At 73.6% G+C, this 16,602-nt stretch carries 15 protein-coding genes; 12 read left to right on the top strand and 3 right to left on the bottom strand.

Annotation, left to right across the window (positions count from 1 at the left end):
• Positions 1 to 81 precede the first annotated feature (81 nt).
• From N866_RS02940 to N866_RS02905, 8 genes are all read left to right on the top strand, one after another.
• Positions 82 to 1,746: a DUF2142 domain-containing protein gene (locus N866_RS02940; protein WP_081802266.1), complete on the top strand. Its 1,665-nt coding sequence runs from the start codon at positions 82 to 84 to the stop codon at positions 1,744 to 1,746.
• A gap of 85 nt (positions 1,747 to 1,831) precedes the next feature.
• On the top strand, positions 1,832 to 2,548 hold the full coding sequence (locus tag N866_RS22555) for an LbetaH domain-containing protein (protein ID WP_034222379.1): 717 nt from the start codon (positions 1,832 to 1,834) through the stop codon (positions 2,546 to 2,548).
• Positions 2,545 to 3,684, top strand: coding sequence for a glycosyltransferase family 4 protein (locus tag N866_RS02930; RefSeq protein WP_034222376.1), 1,140 nt, complete (start codon positions 2,545 to 2,547; stop codon positions 3,682 to 3,684). The genes N866_RS22555 and N866_RS02930 overlap by 4 nt, the downstream gene beginning before the upstream one ends.
• A 102-nt stretch (positions 3,685 to 3,786) precedes the next feature.
• A complete protein-coding gene (locus N866_RS02925) occupies positions 3,787 to 4,848 on the top strand; it encodes a glycosyltransferase family 2 protein (RefSeq protein WP_034222374.1) in 1,062 nt (353 codons plus the stop codon).
• Positions 4,848 to 6,149 (top strand): polysaccharide biosynthesis protein, encoded by a 1,302-nt coding sequence (locus N866_RS02920; RefSeq protein WP_052022305.1) that lies wholly within the window; start codon positions 4,848 to 4,850, stop codon positions 6,147 to 6,149. Before N866_RS02925 ends, N866_RS02920 begins: the two co-directional genes overlap by 1 nt.
• Positions 6,146 to 7,246, top strand: a complete 1,101-nt coding sequence (locus N866_RS02915) for a UDP-N-acetylglucosamine 2-epimerase (RefSeq protein ID WP_034222371.1) — start codon at positions 6,146 to 6,148, stop codon at positions 7,244 to 7,246. The genes N866_RS02920 and N866_RS02915 overlap by 4 nt, the downstream gene beginning before the upstream one ends.
• Before the next feature lie 78 nt (positions 7,247 to 7,324).
• Positions 7,325 to 8,416, top strand: a complete 1,092-nt coding sequence (locus N866_RS02910) for a DegT/DnrJ/EryC1/StrS family aminotransferase (protein WP_034222368.1) — start codon at positions 7,325 to 7,327, stop codon at positions 8,414 to 8,416.
• Positions 8,416 to 9,402 carry a Gfo/Idh/MocA family protein gene (locus N866_RS02905; protein WP_034222365.1) on the top strand — a complete coding sequence of 329 codons (987 nt, stop codon included), beginning with the start codon at positions 8,416 to 8,418 and terminating at the stop codon, positions 9,400 to 9,402. The genes N866_RS02910 and N866_RS02905 overlap by 1 nt, the downstream gene beginning before the upstream one ends.
• A gap of 50 nt (positions 9,403 to 9,452) precedes the next feature.
• Here the strand turns inward: N866_RS02905 and N866_RS02900 are convergent, their stop codons facing one another.
• On the bottom strand, positions 9,453 to 10,070 hold the full coding sequence (locus N866_RS02900) for a dTDP-4-dehydrorhamnose 3,5-epimerase family protein (RefSeq protein WP_034222363.1): 618 nt from the start codon (positions 10,068 to 10,070) through the stop codon (positions 9,453 to 9,455).
• 100 nt (positions 10,071 to 10,170) lie between these two features.
• Between N866_RS02900 and rfbD the strand changes: the two genes are divergently transcribed.
• Complete coding sequence (gene rfbD / locus N866_RS02895; RefSeq protein WP_245612345.1) at positions 10,171 to 11,034, top strand: dTDP-4-dehydrorhamnose reductase; 864 nt, start codon at positions 10,171 to 10,173, stop codon at positions 11,032 to 11,034.
• 132 nt (positions 11,035 to 11,166) lie between these two features.
• On the opposite strand, the gene rfbA is transcribed toward rfbD, so the two are convergent.
• A complete protein-coding gene (gene rfbA / locus N866_RS02890; RefSeq protein ID WP_034222359.1) occupies positions 11,167 to 12,045 on the bottom strand; it encodes a glucose-1-phosphate thymidylyltransferase RfbA in 879 nt (292 codons plus the stop codon).
• Between the two features lie 85 nt (positions 12,046 to 12,130).
• Between rfbA and manA the strand changes: the two genes are divergently transcribed.
• The gene (manA, locus tag N866_RS02885; protein ID WP_034222357.1) at positions 12,131 to 13,345 is read left to right on the top strand and encodes a mannose-6-phosphate isomerase, class I; all 1,215 of its coding nucleotides are present in this window, start codon (positions 12,131 to 12,133) and stop codon (positions 13,343 to 13,345) included.
• A gap of 91 nt (positions 13,346 to 13,436) precedes the next feature.
• Here the strand turns inward: manA and N866_RS02880 are convergent, their stop codons facing one another.
• Positions 13,437 to 14,291, bottom strand: coding sequence for a TIGR03089 family protein (locus N866_RS02880; RefSeq protein WP_155855172.1), 855 nt, complete (start codon positions 14,289 to 14,291; stop codon positions 13,437 to 13,439).
• Positions 14,292 to 14,499: 208 nt separating this feature from the next.
• Here N866_RS02880 and N866_RS02875 point away from each other — a divergent pair, with 208 nt between their 5' ends.
• Together N866_RS02875 and N866_RS02870 are read left to right on the top strand one after the other, a co-directional pair.
• Entirely contained in the window at positions 14,500 to 14,823 is a 324-nt protein-coding gene (locus N866_RS02875; RefSeq protein WP_034222354.1) for a WhiB family transcriptional regulator, read from the top strand.
• A gap of 25 nt (positions 14,824 to 14,848) precedes the next feature.
• Positions 14,849 to 16,602: glycosyltransferase (locus N866_RS02870; protein WP_034222352.1), on the top strand; the 1,754-nt coding region annotated here is incomplete at its 3' end.

Genomic DNA, 16,602 nt, shown 5'->3' with positions numbered 1-16,602 from the left:
CCTCGGCTGGGTGCGGCGGGTGTGGCGGGGGACGGTGGGTCCCGGGTCGTCGCACGCCTCGCTGGTAGGGTCCGCCGCGTGATGAAGGCGATCAGGGTGGGCTCGCCCCGCGCGGTCTCCGGAGCGGTGGGCGCTGCCCTCCTCCTGGTGTCGCTGGTGATGTGGGCGCTGTCGTCGCCGGTCGGGTCGTCGCCCGACGAGGACTACCACCTCGCCGGCGCGTGGTGCGGCCTCGGGTTGCGCGACGGCCTGTGCGAGCCGGCAGCAGACCCTGCCGAGCGGCTGGTGCCGAAGGGGATCGTCTCCCCCTCGTGCTTCGCCTTCGAGGCAGCGGAGAGCGCCGCATGCCAGCGGGACTCCGTGCGGAGCGCGGAGGCGGGCACCGATCTGACCGCGACCGGACGGGGCAACTTCACGGGGGACTACCCGCCGGTGTTCTTCGCGGCGACGGGTGTCCTCGCCGGACCGGACATCGTGACCTCCGTCATGGCCATGCGCGGCGCCTCCGCGCTGCTCTTCGTCCTGCTCGGAGCCGCTGTGGCGGCAGCGGTGCCGACGGCCCTGCGCCGGGCCATGCTCGCGGGCTTCATGATCACCGCCGTGCCGCTCGGGATGTTCCTGATCCCGTCGGTGAACCCGAGCGGCTGGGCCGTCATCTCGGCGGTCACCTTCCTCGTGTCGGTGGTCGGGTACATGACCGCCGAGAGCGGTCGCCGCATGCTGACGACGGGTGCGCTGGCCGCGGTCGCGCTGCTCGTGGGCGCAGGGGCTCGAGCCGACGCGTCGATCTACGCCGTGGTCGCGGTCGGCGCCGCGCTCGTGCTCACGCTCACGTGGGACCGCGCCTTCCTGGTCCGGGCGCTCTACCCGGTCCTCCTGGCTGTCGTCGCCACCTTCGCCTACCTGTCCGCCGGCCAGTCGAGCGCTCTCGAGGCCCCCCGCCCGCAGCCGTTCACGCTCGGGGCCTTCGGCGACATCCTGCTCGACGTCCCCGACCTCTGGGTCGGTGCCCTGGGTCGGTGGGGGCTGGGCTGGCTCGACACCGCGATGCCTCCTGCCGTGTGGGCCCTGTCGTGGGGCGTCCTGGTCGCGGTGGTGTTCCAGGGACTGGCGCGCGTGACCTGGCGTCAGGGCCTTGCCGTGGGCGCGATCGTGGCCGCCCTGGCCGTGGTCCCCGGCTACCTGCAGTTCCTGACCGGCCATCCTGTGGGGTCGTACGTCCAGCCTCGATACATCCTGCCGCTCCTCGTCCTGCTCGCGGTGGCCGCGATGATCCGGTCCGACGGCCGCTCCCTCGTCCTCTCCGGAGCGCAGCGATGGCTGATCGTGGTCGTCCTGGCGTTCGTGAACGCCGTCGCGCTCCACCACAACATCCGGCGCTACGTGACCGGTCTTGACGTCGTCGACATCGACCTGGACGCGGGCGTCGAGTGGTGGTGGGCCCTGCCGGTCTCGCCGATGGTCGTCTGGGTCGCCGGGACGGTCGCCTTCGCGGGGGCCCTCGCGCTGCTCTCGGCGGAGCTGACGAGTCCCGACCCTCGAGCGCCCATCGGTACGTCGGGCCCCGTCACGGGCGCCTCCCAGGCGGCACCGCCGCAGGGCGGCGATGCCCCGACCGGTGGCGACGGTGCTTCGGAGACGCTGCGACCTCCACCAGGACCCGACCGGTCGCTCCCGGCCGGTGACGCCCCTGGCCGTGCCGGATCCGGCGCTCACCCCTCGGCCGAACGCTCTCCGGGCCGGTGAGCGAGCTGCGCCCCGCGTCGGCACCCTCGCAGGACCCGATGCCGTGTGACACGCACGGCCGCTTCGCACCGGAGGGCAGAGGATCATGAACGGGTCGCTCAACGAGATCCACCCCAGCGCGGTTGTCGCCCAGGACGTCCGGATGGGACGAGGAAACGTCATCGGTCCGAACGCGGTCCTCTTCGGGCCGCTGACGCTCGGTGACGAGAACTGGATCGGGCCAGGGGTCGTGCTCGGTACCCCCCCGGAGGTCCGGGGCGTCGAGCACACGGCACAGTGGGCGCGTCCTTCCGACGGCCCGGGTGTCCGTATCGGGAGCCGCAACGTCATCCGGGAGTACGCGACCGTCCACGCGGGCTGGCAGGACGACACCGTCATCGGGGACGACTGCTTCATCATGAACAAGGTGTACGTCGCTCACGACTGCCGGGTCCACGACGGTGCGACCCTGGCGTCGTCCGTGACGCTCGGGGGGCACGTCGTGATCGGAGCGCGCGCCAACCTGGGCATGAGCGCAGTCGTTCACCAACGCAGGCTGGTGGGGCCGGGGGCGATGGTCGGCATGGGCGCCGTGGTGACCCGGGACGTCCCGCCGTGGGCCAAGGCCTACGGCAACCCGGCGCGGGTGCGCGGCGGGAACGTCGTGGGGATGGAGCGGGTCGGCACGGCGGCCGAGGACGCCGCGACCATCGACCGCTCCTACCGCGACGCGGAGCGTGCGCTGCCCCCAGCGCCCGCCGACGTGCCCGACGCACTCGCCGAGTCCTTCGACTGGTGGCGCTCCGTGGCGCACGAACGGTGACCGCCACGTCGGGTCCCCGGGTGCTGCTGGACGCCACTGCGGTGCCAGGGGACCGGGGCGGCGTCGGTCGCTACCTCGACGAGCTCGTGCCCGCCCTCGCGCGAGCGGGTGCCGACCTCGTCGTCGTGGCCCAGCCGCGGGACGCAGTCCTGTTCGCGGGCCTCGCACCTGGTGCCGAGGTGGTCGAGGCACCTGGGCGGGTGTCCGGCCGGGCGTTCCGTCTCGCCTGGGAGCAGGTCGGCCTGCCCTCGCTCGTGCGGCGCGTCCGGGCCGACGTGCTGCACAGCCCCCACTACACGTTCCCGCGCCTGTCACCGGTCCCGGTGGTCGTGACCCTCCACGACGCCACGTTCTTCAGCCATCCCGAGGTGCACACACGTGTGAAGGGACGGTTCTTCCGCCAGGCGACGAGGCGGGCGGTCCGGCACGCCGCGGCGCTCGTCGTGCCGTCGGCGGCCACCCGGGACGAGGTCCTCCGGCACGTCGGCGGGCACGGGGCCGCGTTCCATGTCGCCCATCACGGTGTCGACCGCGCGTTGTTCCACCCCGTGGACGAGGCCGAGCGCGCCCGGGTCCGGGAGTCGCTCGGTCTCGGCGACCAGCCGTACGTCGCCTTCCTCGGCACGCTCGAGCCGCGGAAGAACGTGCCGGCGTTGATCCGGGCCTGGTCCCGGATCGCGGCCGATGCCACCGCGCCGCCTGTGCTGGTCCTCGCGGGCGGGGCCGGGTGGGACCTCGACGTCCCCCCCGCGGTCGCGGCCGTGCGACCACCCCTGCGGGTGATCCGTCCGGGATACCTGCCTCTGGAGGACCTCGCAGGCTTCCTGGCCGGGGCAGAGGTCGTCGCCTACCCCAGCCTCGGTGAGGGCTTCGGCCTACCGGTCCTCGAGGCGATGGCCTGCGGCGCTCCCGTGCTCACCACACGAGAGCTCTCCTTGCCGGAGGTAGGAGGTGATGCTGTCGCGTACTGCGGCACGGACGACAGCTCCATCGCTACCGCGTTGGGGGAGCTGCTGGCAGATGGGCCGCGCCGAGCGAGGCTGAGCACGGCGGCGCTCGAGCGGTCGGCGCTCTTCACCTGGGACGCGTCGGCCGCGCTCCACCTCCAGGCGTTCGAGGCGGCCTGGCGCCGCTGACGCACGGCCACAGGCGGTGGGTCCCTCTGCCCAGAGCACGCGGAAGCGACTCCGGTAGCCTGACCGGCGGCCCGGACAGACCGAAGGGAGGGCGACCCGCTCATGACTCGCTCCGGCACGGACCAGTTCGACGTCTCGGTGGTGATCCCGGCGTACAACTCGGCTCCGTGGCTCCCGACGACGCTCGAGGCGCTCGCGGTGGCCCTCCGCAGGACGTCGTGGCGGGCGGAGGTGCTCGTCGTCGACGACGGGTCCACCGATGCGACCGTGGCCGAGATGCGGTCACTGGCGGCGTCGTACGAGTACGACCTCCGCGTCGTCACGCAGCCGAACCAGGGTGTCTTCATGGCGGTCTGGACAGGGCTGCAGGAGGCGCGCGCAGAGTGGGTGCTCATCCTCAACTCCCGGCTCCTGCTGCACACGGGCGCCGTGGCACACCTCGAGGCGGCGGACGCCCTCTCGGCGCAGCACCCGTGGAACGGGCACGTCGTCACCGACCCGGACACCCCTCTCGTCGGTCGCTTCTGGGAGGTCCCGACGGGCGTGTTCTGGCGGACGTACCTGAGCGACCCCAGGCCGATGCTCATCACGCCGAGGAACTTCGACGCGGTGCCGAAGGGCACGGGGTGCCTGCTCGTTCGTCGCCAGCTGATGATCGAGGCGTACGAGCACTCGTGGCCGGCCGCGGACGCGCGGTTCACGTCCGACGACACGAAGCTCCTGCGTCACGTCGCCGCTGCCGTGCCCATCCGTCTGGACCCCGGTTTCTCGGCGACGTACCGCCCCCGCACGACGGTTCGCAAGTTCCTCCAGCACGCGGGCAACAGGGGCACGCTGTTCGTGGACAGCTATGCGGGCACGAGTCCACTCCGGGACGTCGTGCTGATCGCCCTCGTGGGACTGCCCCCGGTCGCGCTCGCAGTCGCTGTCGGCGCTGCGGCGAGCCGGGCGTGGCGGCTCCTGGCAGCCGTGGGCGCCGCGGCGGGAGCTGCCGTCGCCGCGCCGGCGGTCATCGCGCTGGCGTCCCGAACGCCCAGGCGGGCGGTCCTCTCCTACCTCGTCTACGTCGTTCCTTTCGGCGCGGTGTTCTGGCGCGGCCTGGCACGAGGTCTTGTCGTCCACCGCGCCTCGTTCGGTCGGCGGCGCTCGAGAGCGGACTCCTGATGGCCGATCCGGGCACGGCCCCGGCCGGGCTCCTGGCACGGCTGAGCCGATCGCCGCACCTGGTCAGGCACGGGCGCGCGCTGCTCGGGGTGGGACTGGTCAGCGGCGTCGGTGTGGCGGCGACGGCTGCCTTCCAGTTCGTGGCGATCCGTGGCCTCGGACCGGCGGAGTACGCCGTGCTGGCGTCGGCCCTGGCACTGCTCAACGTGGCGTCCATCGGTAGCAGCGCACTCCGGAACTCCGTCGCCGTCGCCGTCGCCGACGCCGGGGCCGCGAGCGCGACGTCTGCGCGTCCCCGACGTCGTGACGGGTCCATCACGGAAGCGTGGGTGCTGGGAGCGGTCTGCACCGTGGGGCTCGCGGTGGCGGCGCCGCTGGCGTCCGGTGGGCTCGACGTGTGGGTGCTGGCGCTCGTCGCGCTCGCGGTCGCGCCCTACTTCCTGTTCTCCCGGGCGCAGGGGCTGCTCCAGGGCGGTGGGCGCGCCAAGGCGGTGGTCCTGTGGTCCAGCGGTGCGCAGGTGGCCCAGCTCGTCCTCGCGGCCGTGGTGCTGCTGCTCGGGGGAGGAGCCACCGTCGTGCTCGCGGCGCTGGCGTTCGTCGCCGTGGCGGGTGCGGTGGGGTCGTCGGTGCAGGCAGCGCGCGAGCGCCTCACGACGTCGGCACGGCCGTTCGGACGCGACACCACGGTGGTGATGGCACTGACCATCGTGTTCGCGTGGTTGATCAGCATGGACGTCGTCCTCGTTCGCGCCGGGGCCGAGCCCGTCGTCGCCGGCGGGTACGCCGCGGCGGTCGTCGTGGTGAAGTCCACGCTGATCGTGCCGGCCACCCTCTCGCTCTACCTGCTGCCCCGATTCGTCGCGCGCCGGGGCGACGCGGCGATGAGTCGGACCGGGACCAACGTGACTGTGATGATCGCTCTGGCGGGAGGGCTGGCCATGGTCGCCGTCGTCGCCCTGCTCGGCGACCTCGTGGTCTCGGTCTTCGGCGGCGGCTACGAGACGGTGGGTGAGGTGCTCGTCCCCCTGGCCCTCGCCTGGGTGCCGTGGGCCGCGATCCAGGCGCTGCTCATCAGGGTGACGGCGACCCGGTCGCGTACGGGCCTCGCGGTCCTCCTGACGGCGGCGCTGGTCCAGTGGACGGGGGCGAGGATGATCCTCCCCGACCTGATGGGGTTCATCGTCTTCAGCGGGGTCCTGGGCACCGTCATCGCCCTCGCCCTGTTCATCGTGCACCTTCGAGCGGCCGCGCGTGCCGCGACGTCAGAGTCCGTCGATCCCGTGAACTGGAGAGGCCCTTGATCGCGATCCTTGTCGGCACGACAGCAGAACTGATTAAGATGGCCCCCGTCCACCACGAGCTCCGGTCCCGCGGTCGCGCGGTCGAGATCTGGTACACGGGGCAGCACGTGACCGAGCTCGAAGCCACGCTTCGTGACCTCGACCTGCCGGCACCGGAGGTGTGGCTCGTGCCCCGCGGCTCGGCGCGGAACCTCGCACGTCCGGCCGAGGTCCCCGCGTGGGTAGCCCGTCTCGCGCGGACCGTGCTGCGCGAGCGGTCCCGCCTGCGCGCGCGACTCCACGCGGACGGCCGCTCGCCGGTCGTGCTGGTCCACGGCGACACCTTCACCGCCCCGTTGGGCGCACTCGTGGGCCGGTTGCTCGGCGCCCGCGTCGGCCATGTGGAGGCCGGCATGCGTAGCGGCAGCCTGGTGCACCCGTTCCCGGAGGAGCTCAACCGCAGGGTGGTGGCCCACCTCGCGGACCTGCACTTCGCGCCCACGTCGCAGCAGGTGCACAACCTTCGTCGCCGGCGGGGAGCGGTCGTCTGCACGGGGGCCAACACGGTTCTCGACGCGGTCCGTTACGCCCTCGAACGGGGCGAGAGCACGGAGATCCACCTCCCGGAGAGGTACGCCGTCGCCACCCTGCACCGGTTCGAGCTCGTACGGGACCAGGAGCTGTACCGGCGGGCCCTGGAGGCGTTGCGTGCTCATGCGACGCCGGATCGGCCCATCATCTACTTCTGCGGTGCGTCGGAGCGTGCGCGCCTGGAGCAGTTCGGGCTGCTCTCCCTCTTCGACTCCGAGACCTTCCGGCTGGAGGAGAAGCAGAGCTACGTGCGCTTCCTGCCGGTCCTGGCGCGAGCAGAGTTCGTCGTGACGGACAGCGGCGGTCTGCAGGAGGAGTGTGCACACCTGGGGATCCCGTGCGCGGTGCACCGGGCGAGGACGGAGCGCCCGGACGGCGAGGGCACCGTCATGGTGTTCACTCGCTTCCGGGACGACGTCCTGCGTCGGTTCCTGGAGGCGCCCGATCGCTATCGGGTCGACGTCGCCGCCGAGGCCGTCCACCCCAGCCGCACCGTCGTGGACGTGCTGGAGGCGCTCGGCGCCTGATGTGACGGGGCACGCGCCCCCGGAGTGATCCATGAGAGGTCCCGACGCCTGAGGTGCGGCGGGCGAGAGAGGAAAGACATGAGTGCTCAGATGGTCCCGGCGGCGAAGCCGCTCATCGGTGACGAGGAGCGTGAGGCGGTCGACCGGGTCCTCCGCAGCGGCATGATCGCTCAGGGTCCCGAGGTCGCGGCGTTCGAGCAGGAGTTCGCGGACCAGCTCGTCGGTGGCCGCTCCTGCGTGGCCGTGAGCTCCGGCACGGCCGGCCTGCACCTGGGTCTCCTGGCCGCGGGGATCGGCCCCGGTGACGAGGTGATCGTGCCCTCGTTCACGTTCGCCGCGACGGCGAACTCGGTGGCCCTCACCGGCGCCACCCCGGTGTTCGCCGACATCGACCCGGTGACGTTCTGCCTGGAGCCGAGCGCGGTGGAGGCTGCGATCACGGAGCGCACGGCCGCCGTCATGCCGGTGCACCTGTACGGCCACCCCGCGGACATGACGAGCCTGGCCGAGGTCGCCCAGCGGCACGGGATCCAGCTGTTCGAGGACGCGGCGCAGGCGCACGGTGCGACCTGGCAGGGGCGGCCGGTCGGTGCCTTCGGGACCTTCGCGATGTTCAGCCTCTACCCCACCAAGAACATGACCTCGGGAGAGGGCGGCATGGTCGCCTGTGCGACGCCCGAGATGGTCCGGTCGGTCCAGCTGCTGCGCAACCAGGGCATGGAACGGCGGTACGAGAACGAGGTCGTCGGGCTCAACCAGCGGATGACGGACGTCCACGCGGCGATCGGACGGGTCCAGCTCGGCAAGCTCCACGCCTGGACGGAGCAGCGCAGAGCGAACGCAGCCTTCCTGTCCGCGGGTCTTGACGGCGTCGTCGTGCCGACCGTCGTGGCCGGAGCCGAGCACGTCTGGCACCAGTACACGGTCCGCGTGCCGTCCGACCGCGACGGGTTCGCCGCGGCGCTCGCTCAGGAGCACGGCGTCGGCTCCGGCGTGTACTACCCGATCCCCAACCACGCACTCCCGTCCTTCGGCCTGACCCTGGGCCTCCCGGAGACGGAGCGTGCGTGCGCCGAGGTGCTCTCGCTGCCTGTCCACCCGGCACTCAGCGAGCGCGAGCTCCACCGGGTCGTCGAGGGTGTCAACGCCCTCGCGAAGGCAGGTGCGTGATGGCTGCACTGCGTGCCGGGCTGATCGGCCTGGGGATGATGGGCCGTCACCATGCTCGCGTGCTCGGGTCGCTCGAGGGTGTCGAGCTGGTCGCGGTGGCCGACCCGGGCGGTGACGTCCACGGCGTCGCCCGGCACCTCGAGGTCGGCAGGACGGTCGAGGACGTCCTCGCCGCTCGCCCCGACTACGTCGTGGTGGCGGCGCCGACGCAGCACCACGAGGCCATCGGGCTGACGCTCGCCGAGGCCGGCGTCCACGCCCTCCTGGAGAAGCCCCTCGCCTCGACGTCGGACGAGGCGTCCCGCCTCGCGGCAGCCTTCGCCGAGCGAGGTCTTGTCGGTGCCGTCGGTCACATCGAGCGGTTCAACCCGGCGCTGCGCGACCTGCGGCGACGACTGGAGCAGGGGGATCTCGGGGACATCTACCAGGTCTCGACCCGCCGGCAGGGACCGTTCCCGGGCCGGATCGCCGACGTCGGCGTGGTCAAGGACCTGGCCACCCACGACATCGACCTGACAGCGTGGGTCACGCAGGCGCCCTACGTCACCGTGTCGGCGCACGTGGCGCTCAAGAGCGGCCGCGAGTACGAGGACCTGGTCGCCGCCTCCGGTCTCCTGGAGGGCGGTGTGGTCACGAACCACCTCGTGAACTGGCTGTCCCCGTTCAAGGAGCGGACGACGGTGGTGACCGGCGAGAAGGGCGCGTTCGTGGCCGACACGCTCACCGCGGACCTCACGTTCTACGCCAACGGCACGGGTGAGACGACGTGGGAGTCCCTGGCAGGGTTCCGCGGCGTCGCGGAAGGGGCGTCCACGCGCTTCGCCCTCGTCAAGAGGGAGCCTCTCCTCGTCGAGCACGAGGCGATGCGCGACGCGGTCCTCGGGCGTGGCGGAGACATCGTGACGTTGGAGCAGGGCCTCGCGACGGTCCGCGTCGCGGAGGCGGTCCTGCGCTCCGCGTCGTCCGGTGAGTCCGTCCGCCTGTAGGTCGACGTGAGGGGGTGGCGAGCGGTCTCCGCACGCCACCCCCTCCGCTGTCAGCCTCGCAACGCAGCCAGGTGCGCGGAGACCGCCTCCCACGAAGGGAGAACTCCCTCCGCCCTGGCCGCAGCGAGTGTGGGCGCCGCGCTGTCCTTCTCGGACAGCAGCGGCTGCAGCGGGCTGCCGTCGCGGGCGACCGTCGGCCACTCGATGCCGATCTCGGGGTCCAGCGGGTGGATGCCGTGCTCCCGACCGGGGGAGTAGCCGGTCGAGCAGAGGTAGAGGACCGTCGAGTCGTCCTCGAGCGACAGGAAGGCGTGCCCCAGACCCTCGGAGAGGTAGATCGCACGCCGGTCCACGTCGTCGAGGAGGACCGCGTCCCAGGCGCCGAAGGTCGGGGAGCCGACGCGGATGTCGACGGCGACGTCGAGGACCGCGCCCTTGGCGCAGGTGACGTACTTGGCCTGGCCCGGCGGGACGTCCGCGAAGTGGATACCGCGCAGCACGCCGGCGGCGGAGACCGAGCAGTTCGCCTGACGGAGGTCCAGCCGGTGCCCGACCGCCTCGGTGAACGTCTCGTCCTTGAACCACTCCAGGAAGACCCCACGCGGGTCCCCGAACTGCCGCGGGGTGAACTCCCAGGCGCCGGGGACGGTCAGCTCACGGATCTGCACGGGTTCCTCCTTCGACGGGCGTCCGGCGGTCAGGGTACCGGCGCGGCGCCGATAGCCTGGGTCCGGACGAATGCGACGGAGGGAGCGCCACGTGCGCTGGATGGTCACGGGTGCCCGCGGGATGCTCGGTCAGGACCTGGTGCGGCACCTGCAGGACCGCGGCGAGGGTGTCACCGCCGTGGACCGTGAGCACCTGGACATCACCGACGAGACGGCCGTCCGTGCGGCGGTCCCCGGCCATGACGTGGTGGTGAACTGCGCCGCCTGGACCGCCGTGGACGACGCCGAGTCGGACGAGGCCGCGGCCTTCGCGGTCAACGCGGTCGGGCCGCAGCTGCTGGCGCGGGCGGCGCGGGCCGGTGGGGCACGCATGGTCCACATCTCCACGGACTACGTCTTCGACGGCCGTGGCAGCACCCCGTACCCCGAGGGTGCTGCCGCCGCACCGTCCTCCGCCTACGGCCGGACGAAGGCGGCCGGGGAGTGGGCGGTCCGGGCGGAGACGCCGGACCACCTCGTGGTGCGGACGGCCTGGCTGTACGGCGCCGGCGGCGCGTGCTTCCCGCGCACCATCGCGCGCGCTGCGGCGGAGCGGGGATCTCTCCAGGTGATCGACGACCAGCGCGGTCAGCCGACATGGACCCGTGACCTCGCGGCGCTCGTCGTGGGCCTCGTCGACCACGACGCGCCCAGCGGGACCTACCACGGCACCGCCTCCGGGGAGACGACCTGGTTCGCCTTCGCCCGCGCCGTGGTGGCGGCCGCCGGGATGTCACCGGATCTTGTGTCGCCGACGACCAGCGACGTGTACGTGCGGCCGGCTCCGCGTCCCGCCTACTCCGTGCTCGGGCACGAGGCGCTGGAGCGCATCGGGCTCGAGCCGATCGCGGACTGGCGGCATCGTTGGGCCGCGGCGGCCGCGGACGTTCTCCACGGGCTGACGGGGGCCCACCCGGCGTCCTGACCGCCCTCGACGGCCGACCGGCGTGCGCGGCGTAGGGGTGGGATGCCTCTCTCGGCTGATGCGAGAGGCGTGACGCCGCCGCCGCCGTCGCCGTGCGGGAGGGGCGGCAGCTGGGGGTCGACGCGCAGTCGGTCAGCCGGCGGCGCGGCCGTCGTTCAGCAGGCCCAGGAGGTACGAGCCGTACCCCGACTTCACGAGGGCCTCGGCCCGCTCGCGGAGGTCGTCGTCGGACAGGAAGCCCTTGCGCCAGGCGACCTCCTCCGGCGAGCCGATCTTCAGCCCCTGCCGGTGCTCGACCGTCCGGACGTAGTCCCCGGCCTCGAGGAGGGAGTCGAACGTCCCGGTGTCGAGCCAGGCGGTCCCACGGGGCAGGACCTCCACCTGCAGCCGGCCCTGCTCCAGGTACGTGCGGTTGACGTCCGTGATCTCGTACTCGCCGCGCGCGGAGGGCTCGAGGTCCCGGGCGATCGCGACGACGTCGTTGTCGTAGAAGTACAGGCCCGGCACGGCGTAGTTGCTCTTCGGCTCCTTCGGCTTCTCCTCCAGGGAGAGCGCCGTGCCGTTCTCGTCGAACTCGACGACGCCGTAGGACGTGGGATCGGCCACCCGGTACGCGAACACGGCGCCGCCGTCGATGTCCGAGAACCGCGAGAGCTGCGAGCCCAGGCCGGGGCCGTAGAAGATGTTGTCGCCGAGGACCAGGGCGCTGGACTCGGCGCCGATGAAGTCCGCGCCGAGGACGAACGCCTGCGCCAGGCCGTTCGGCTCGGCCTGGACGGTGTACTTGATGGAGATGCCGAACTGCGACCCGTCGCCCAGCAGGCGACGGAACTGCTCGGCGTCGTGCGGGGTGGTGATGACCAGCACGTCGCGGATGCCCGCGAGGATCAGGGTCGAGAGCGGGTAGTAGATCATCGGCTTGTCGTAGACCGGGACGAGCTGCTTGCTCACGCCGAGGGTGATCGGGTGCAGTCGGGTACCGGAGCCGCCGGCCAGGATGATTCCGCGCATGGTGCATCAGTGTGCCGCATCGCGCCCGGCGGCGGGGCCGTCCCAGTAGCATCGACGCGACCCGGCCCCGTACCCCGAGGACCTCGTGTTCCGACTCAGCAACCCGATCCGTGACTACGCGTGGGGATCACCCACCGCCATCCCCGAGCTCCTCGGGACGGTGCCGGACGGCTCGCCGGCCGCCGAGCTCTGGCTCGGGGCCCACCCGACGGCCCCCTCCTCCGCCGTGCCGTGCGGAGACGCCGTGAGCACGGCGGCCGCACGCCGCCTCGACCGCCTCGTGCAGGCGGACCCGCACGGGATGCTCGGCGAGGACGTCGTCGCGCGCTTCGGGCAGTCCCTGCCGTACCTGCTCAAGGTGATCGCTGCCGAGCGGCCGCTGTCGCTGCAGGTGCACCCGAGCCAGGAGCGCGCCCGGGAGGGTTACGAGGGCGAGGACGCCCGCGGGGTGCCGCTCGACGACCCGCGGCGCATCTACAAGGACCGCAACCACAAGCCGGAGCTCGTCTACGCCCTCACCCCGTTCCGGGCGATGTGCGGCTTCCGGGCACCGCGCCGCGCCGCCGAGCTGCTCGTGGACCTCGACGCGGACCTGGCCCGGACGCTCCACACGGACCTGGCCGCGGACACGTCCTTCCGGGGCGTCCGCGCCGCCTTCACCCGGCTCCTGGACCCGGCGACCCGGCCGGGACCGGACGCCGTGCACGGGGTGGTCGAGGCCTGCCGGGCGCGGCTGTCCGCCGGCTCGCCCTCGCCGCGCGCGGACCGCACCGTCGTCCTGCTCGGCGACCAGTACCCGGGCGACCCGGGCGTCGTGACGTCGCTCCTGCTCAACCCCGTCACGCTCCAGCCGGGCGAGGCGATGTTCGTCCCCGCGGGCGGCGTGCACGCCTACCTCTCCGGCGTCGCCGTCGAGCTCATGGCGAACTCCGACAACGTGCTGCGCGCCGGCCTGACCACCAAGCACGTCGACATCCCCGAGCTGCTCGCCAACGTCGACTACGTGGCCGCGCCGCCCATCCGCATCGCGCCGGAGGAGTTCCACGGGTCGACGAAGGTCTTCTACGCACCCGTGGACGACTTCGAGCTGTCCGTCACGACCGTCGCCGACGACGACGAGCACCCCCTGCCGGGCCGCGGACCGCGCATCCTGCTGTGCCTCGACGGCGAGCTGCGCGTCTCCTCCACGGGCGACGGCGCGGTCACGCTGCGGCGAGGGGAGTCGGTGTTCGTGCCGGCGAGCGACGGCGCGCTCGTGGCGCGCGGGAGCGGCACGGTCGTCCAGGCCGACGTGCCCTGACGTCGAGGCACCCTCACGCGAGCTGCCCTGCCGTGCCTGACCCGCGTGGGCGAGGGTGACCACGGACCTGCCCTGACCCCCGCGTCCTGGCTCAGGAGGGCTGTGCCCCCGTGACCCGTTCGGTCTCCACCAGCCGGGCGCGGCGCGCGGGGTCCGCGGCCAGCTCGACGACGACGTCGGGGTGGCACAGGACGATCGACCCGTCGGCCGCGAGCACGGTGAGGGCCGCCGCCAGCACGGCGGTCCCGTCGCCCGGGCCGGGCTCCACCAGGACGCGCCGCGGGCCCTCCTCGCCGCCGCCGGCGTCCGGGGGCACCAGCGCGCCGGCCGCCTCGGCCGCCCACGCCCGCAGGCCGTCGTGGACGACGACGGCGCCCTCGACCTCGATCGCGTCCGCGCCCCGGTCGTGCTCCTGGAGGAACGTCAGCACGTCGCCGTACGTCATGACGGCGGACGACGCGTCCATGGCACCGACCGGCAGGTCGCCGTCGTAGCGCCGCGCGAGGGCCGGGAGGGCGACGGCGACGACGTCCCGCGCCCCGGACCACTCCTGCGGGCGGTCGGTGACGACGACGGCCCGGTCCGCTGCGAGGCCGCCCCCGGCGCCGGGCCGCTCCGGCGCGGCGTCGTCGGCCGCCCGGGTCACGGGGATCACGCACGCGCCGGAGCGCCAGATCGCGAAGGCCCACACGACCGCGCGCCAGTGCGGCGGGAGGTCCAGCACGACGGCGGACCGCGGACCGACCTCGAACTCCTCCACGAGCAGGTTCGTGCTCTTGGTCACCCAGTTGTCCAGCACGTGCCCGGACAGCTCGACCCGTTCCCCCTCGGGGCCGTACCAGGTCAGCCGGGGCCGTCCCGGGTCGCGCGTCAGCGCCCCGAGCAGGGCCGGGAGGAGCGGCGCGGGGGGGCGCGGTGCGAAGGCGGCGCGGGTCAGGTCGGTCACGTCCACCAGCGTAGGGTCTCCTTTTCACCCCCTGATGGGGAACAGGGCGGGTGATCTAGCACAGCTTCCGCTTGACCGGCGGGCATGACGCGCGTGTAATTCTCCTCATGCGGTTCGATTCGCCGTCGACGTAGGGACGACAGCGGGGCGGCAGGCGGACGGCAGGACGCACGCCCTGCGGGGACCAGGCGGCACGGAAGGCTCTGACATGTGGAACTTGCTCGACGACGACGCATCGTTCCTCGACCGACCGGGGGCCGAGCAGGACGGCGCGACCGTCCTGCCGCTCTTCGGGACGGCCTCCGACGAGGGCGCCATGGGGTGGCAGGAGCGGGCGCTGTGCGCCCAGACCGACCCTGAGGCGTTCTTCCCCGAGAAGGGCGGCTCGACGCGCGAGGCGAAGCGCGTCTGCACCGGGTGCGACGTGCGCTCGGAGTGCCTCGAGTACGCCCTCGCGAACGACGAGCGGTTCGGGATCTGGGGCGGCCTGTCCGAGCGCGAGCGTCGCAAGCTGAAGAAGCGCGTCGTCTGACCGCCTCGCGCGGCCGACGGGACACATGACCGACGCAGGGCGACCTCCCGGCCCCGCTGCTCGGCGACCCCGCGGACCCCACGTCACCGCGGTCCTCGTCACGCGCGGGGACACCGAGTACGTCGAGCAGACCCTCGCCGCCGTCCTCGGCCAGACGCGCCCCCCCGACCGGCTGCTCGTGGTCGACGCGGGCCCCGAGCCGGCGCCGGTGGTCCGCGGCCTCGTCCGGGACCTCCGGCCCCCGGCCCTCCTCGACCCCACCACCGGAGCACCACCGACGGTGGTCGTGCACCTGCACGTCCCGCGGGCCCGGTCGTTCGGCGCGGCCGTCCGCGCGGCGCTGACCGCCGGGGCGCACGTGGTCGACGCGGCGCCCGGCGACCCCCCGGACGCACCCTCCGAGCGCACCGGCACCGGCGAGCCGTGGCTGTGGCTCCTGCACGACGACAGCGCCCCCGAGCCCGGCGCCCTCGCGGCGCTCCTGCACGCGGTCGAGCTGGCGCCGTCCGTCGCGGTGGCCGGCTGCAAGCAGCGGACCTGGGCAGGGTCGCCCTGCGTCCTCGAGGTCGGCGTGTGGACGTCCCGGTTCGGCCGACGCATGACGGGCCTGGACGGCCCCGAGCTGGACCAGGGCCAGCACGACGCCCGCGAGGACGTGCTCGCCGTCGGCCTCGCCGGTGCCCTCGTCCGCCGGGACGTCTGGGACGGCCTGGGCGGCCCGGACCCGGCGCTCGGCCCCTACGGCGACGGCCTCGACCTGTGCCGCCGTGCCCGCCTGGCCGGCCACCGCGTGGTCGCGGTCCCGGACGCCGTCGTCCGGCACGCCCAGGCCTCCCTCTCCGAGGCCCACTCCGGGGCGGTCCTGCACCGGCCGGGCTGGGACCTGCGGCGGTCCGTCCGCGCCCGGCGCGAGGCCTACCTGCACGCCCAGCTCACCGGCGTCCCCCTGCCCCTGGTGCCCGTCGTCGCGGTCCTGGCGGTGGTCAGCAGCCTGGTGCGGGCGCTCGGCCGGCTGGTCGTCAAGGAGCCGCACCTCGTGGGCGCCGAGCTGCTCGCGCCGTGGACCGTCCTGCTCCATCCCGCCCGGGTGGTCCGGGCCCGCCGGGCCGCCGCGCGCACCGCGCGCCTGCCCCGGCGCTCCCTGCGGCCGCTGCAGGTCGGCTGGCGCGACGTGGCCCGGCAGGCCCGTGACCGCCGCCTGACGGCCGCCGAGATGCGCCGCCGGCAGGAGGCCCCGAGCGAGCTCGAGCTGCGCGAGCTGGCCGTCCTGCGGCGCCGTCGTCGCGGCGGACTGGCCCTGGTCGTCCTGGTCGCCGCCGCGCTCACCATCGCGACCGTGGGCCGCCTGGTCACCCGGGTCGTGGCGGGGGAGCGGCTCAGCGGCGGCGCCGTGCTGCCCGGCGACGCGTCGGCCGTGCAGGTGTGGGAGCTCGTCCTGGCCGGGCGGGTGCCCGCCGGGCTCGGTCACGCCGCCCCGACCGACCCCGCGCTGGTGACCCTCCTGCCGCTCACCGCCCTCACGGGCTCCGTGGGGAGCGCAGCCGCGCTCGTGCTGCTGCTCGCCCCCGTCCTCGCCGCCGTCGGCGCCTGGTACGCCGCCGGCGCAGCCACCCGGTCCGTCGCCCTGCGCGCCTGGGCCGCGCTCGCCTGGACCGTCGCGCCCGCCCTCACGCTGGGCGTCGGCACCGGGCGCTGGGGAGCGGTGCTGGCCCACGTCCTGCTGCCCTGGGTCGTCCTCGGCGTGGCGCGCGGCGTGGGCGTCGCGCGCGTCGACGGCGT

It is taken from the genome of Actinotalea ferrariae CF5-4 (assembly GCF_000603945.1).
Taxonomy (GTDB): domain Bacteria; phylum Actinomycetota; class Actinomycetes; order Actinomycetales; family Cellulomonadaceae; genus Actinotalea; species Actinotalea ferrariae.
Note: the sequence above shows the minus strand (reverse complement) of the source record. Positions and strands in the feature narration are given on the sequence as shown.